3 protein-coding genes are annotated in these 3,256 nt (G+C 54.3%); all 3 read right to left on the bottom strand.

The genetic code is table 11. The features are described from left to right. Positions 1-31 precede the first annotated feature (31 nt). Genes MJ257_RS24405 through MJ257_RS24395 form a run of 3 tightly spaced genes read right to left on the bottom strand, consistent with a single transcriptional unit; the run spans position 32 to position 2,630 of the window. Positions 32-703 (bottom strand): TetR/AcrR family transcriptional regulator, encoded by a 672-nt coding sequence (locus MJ257_RS24405; protein ID WP_240271767.1) that lies wholly within the window; start codon positions 701-703, stop codon positions 32-34. A gap of 50 nt (positions 704-753) precedes the next feature. Further along, positions 754-1,899, bottom strand: coding sequence for an ABC transporter permease (locus tag MJ257_RS24400; protein ID WP_240271766.1), 1,146 nt, complete (start codon positions 1,897-1,899; stop codon positions 754-756). After that, on the bottom strand, positions 1,896-2,630 hold the full coding sequence (locus tag MJ257_RS24395) for an ABC transporter ATP-binding protein (protein ID WP_240271765.1): 735 nt from the start codon (positions 2,628-2,630) through the stop codon (positions 1,896-1,898). The genes MJ257_RS24400 and MJ257_RS24395 overlap by 4 nt, the downstream gene beginning before the upstream one ends. Between the last annotated feature and the right edge of the window lie 626 nt (positions 2,631-3,256).

The following is a 3,256-nucleotide window of genomic DNA, read 5'->3' as shown; positions in this document are numbered from 1 at the left end:
CAATGCCCAGGCGGGTTTTTACCCTTGATCGTTATCGAGAGCGGCCGGCGATGCCGTACATGAGCAGATCCACCGTACGCTCGATCTCCTCTTCTTCGTCGAAAGGAAAATCCGGCAGGATTAGCACATGCACCAGAATCATGCCGATCACGATGCTGGCTCCGGTTCGCGCAATCCGCCATGGCGGCGCATCTACGATTTGACCTTTTTCCTGAAAATGCAGAATGACCTTCTCAATCCGCCGAAAAACGATCTCGGATGCCAAACTTTTCACCTGCTCCAACAGCTCCGGCTGGAACGGCACCTCATGGATCAAAATTTTGATGATCCGCATATTCTCACGGACAAATTTGAGGCGATCCTTAGCCAACGCGCGAAAAAAATCCTCCGCCCGCTCATAGGGCATCTCGATCATCTTGGCGAAGTCCCGCAGCAAGAACGGCGCAGCCAGCTTGATCACGATCGGTCCGGCGATGGACAGCAGCAGATCCTTCTTCGTCTTGTAGTGCCGGAAAATCGTTCCTTCGGCCACCCCGGCCTTTTGCGCGATTTCACTGGTGGAAGTAGCGGCATACCCTTTCTCGGCAAAAATCTCCGTCGCCGCCTCCAAAATTTTGATCTGCTTCTCCGTCTTCTTCTCGGTGTCCTCTTCTTCCGTTAACCGGATCAGGTCCTCCAGCCACTGCTCTTTCCCGTCCGACATAGAGGCCTCTCCCCTTTCCCTTCGCATCTTAAGCTTCTTTGTCCAGCGTACTATATTTTGCGGTGCTTGCGCAACGCGAGGACATTGGCGAGCATGAATGCGAGGGACAGCCCTGCCAACACGTAGACGTCCAACGCAATCCCGCTCCAGCCCTCGCCTCGGATCATGATGCCGCGCAGCGCGTCCGCACCGTATTTCAGCGGCGTGATGTGGGTAATCCAGCGCAGCCACGGCGAAATACTCTCCAGGTCAAATAACCCGGAAAAGAACACCTGCGGCACGATGACGAGCGGTATGAATTGGATCATTTGGAATTCCGAATTCGCAAATGCCGACAGGAGCGTGCCGAAGCTAAGAGCCGAGAGCGAAAGCAGCAGCATGATCAGCAGCACGTACCCGAACGAGCCGACCATCAGGCTGCCGAGCGCATACACGGTAAACCCGGCGATCAGCACCGCCTGCAGGCTCGTAAAGATGCCGAAGCCCGCCATGTAGCCGACGACGATTTCCCATCGGCGCAGCGGCGTTGCAAGCAGCCGCTCCAGCGTGCCGCTCGTTCGCTCCCTCAGAAAAGAGACACCGGCAATCAGGAATACGAAGAAGAAGGCAAACAAGCCGATCAGCACGGGACTTAAGCTGTCGAACGAAGACATCTCCGCCCCTCCGTGCAAATATTCGAACACCGGTGCCTGCAACTTCGGTTGTTGCTGCGCCGCGCCTCCCGGACTGGTCGCAGTGCCGTCCGGATTTGTCGCTGCCGGGCTGCCAGGGTCAGCAGCGGAGTTGGCGCTCTGATCCGGGGTCGGGGGCGTTGCGTTTGTAGCGCCTTGGCCTTGCAGCGTTTTTTGGATCAGCAGCATGACCGCCCGGTTCTTGGAAGGATCGCTGCCTTCCAGCACGATATGCGGTACGCCTTGATCGAGGCGGATCATCGCGTCGATCTCTTGTTCGGCCAAAGCTGATTGGGCCTTGGCCTCCGTATCAAAGGCGGTCACTTCGGCATCGGCGCTGCTCAATTTGTCGGCAAGAGCGGCAGGGATTTGCACCGTGCCGATTTTCGGCTGATAAGCGTCGCCGTTAAACACGAGATACATCAAGGATAAGACCAGCAGCGGAGCCACGATCAACAACGCCATCGTCCGTTTATCGTGAATGAATTGCCGGATTATGCGAACAATCAATGCCCGGATTCTCATGCGCGTACACCTCCGTAATGCAGAAAAGCTTCTTCGATCGTAACGCTCCCGGTTTCCTTCTTGAGCGCTTCCGGCGTACCCACGGCAATTAGACTGCCGTCACGCACCATGCCCAACCGATGGCACTTGTCGGCCTCGTCCATGACGTGGGTCGTCACCAGGATTGTCGTGCCCTGGCGGCTAAGGCTCTCGAATTCGTCCCATATCGACTTGCGCAGGACGGGGTCGATGCCGACGGTGGGTTCGTCGAGAATCAGCACCTCAGGTTCGTGCATCAGCGCGATCGCCAGCGACAGACGGCGTTTCATCCCGCCGGAATAAGCGCCGACCGGGCGTTTGAGGTGATCCGTCAAATTCACCAGCGCCATGACTTCCTCCATCCGCCGCTTCATTTTTGCACCCCGCAGACCAAACAACGCTCCGAAAAACTCCAAGTTTTCCTTAGCCGTCAACTCGGCATACATCGCGTCGGATTGGGCCATGTAGCCGATGCGGTTCATCATGTCCAGCTTCGGCATCCGCGTCCCCAGCACCTCCACCTCGCCGCGGGTCGCTTCGTCGATGCCGGCGATCATCTTCACGAACGTCGTCTTGCCCGAGCCCGACGGCCCCAGCAGCCCAAAGATCTCGCTGCGCCGGACTTCCAGGTTGATGCCGTGCAGCACCTCTTTGCCGCCAAAGGCTCGAGTTACCTCTTGGGTACGGATGCAAATTTCCTTTTTGTTGTTCATTTTCGGGTTCACTCCTCTGTGGGAGATTGATATGGAGTGAGTAATTACTCACTTTTGTTGATGAGATAAAGATACTCCCTTTGCGTTCAGATTGTCAAGTGAGTAATCACTCATTACTGCGATGCATATTGCTTATTGTTTTGCTTATTGTTTTGCTTATTGTTTTGCTTATTGTTTTGCTTATTGTTTTGCTTATTGTTTTGCTTATTGTTTTGCTTATTGATTTGCTTACTGCTTACTGTTATTGTTTAATGCTTATTGCTTATTGCGAATTACTTAGGGAGCAGGGACCCCACGTCGGTAGGCCCTTGCCGGAGGAGAAAATGTTGTAAAACCTACAACATTTCGGCGCTGAAAGCGCGTTAGGCGAGAGAAATGTTGCAAAAAGTGCAACATTTCAGCCCCGCCCGCGTGATATCCGGAGAAAATGTTGTAGTAAATACAACATTTCCTCGGATTCGCCGCTGTTGAGGCCAAAAATGTTGTACAAAATGCAACATTTCGTTCATAACAGGTTGGTTGGGCCAGATACCGGGCAACCGCTCGCCGGTAAGCCCTTGCCGGTGGAAAAAATGTTGTAAAACCTACAACATTTCGGCGCTGAAAGCGCGTTAGGCGAGAGAAAT

This window comes from Paenibacillus timonensis (assembly GCF_022427145.1).
Taxonomy (GTDB): Bacteria; Bacillota; Bacilli; order Paenibacillales; family Paenibacillaceae; genus Fontibacillus; species Fontibacillus timonensis.
Note: the sequence above shows the minus strand (reverse complement) of the source record. Positions and strands in the feature narration are given on the sequence as shown.

Coding starts and splice junctions, on each gene's coding strand:
- MJ257_RS24405 (WP_240271767.1), bottom strand. CDS start 703: ATGTCGGACGGGAAAGAGCAGTGGCTGGAGGACCTGATCCGGTTAACG.
- MJ257_RS24400 (WP_240271766.1), bottom strand. CDS start 1,899: ATGAGAATCCGGGCATTGATTGTTCGCATAATCCGGCAATTCATTCAC.
- MJ257_RS24395 (WP_240271765.1), bottom strand. CDS start 2,630: ATGAACAACAAAAAGGAAATTTGCATCCGTACCCAAGAGGTAACTCGA.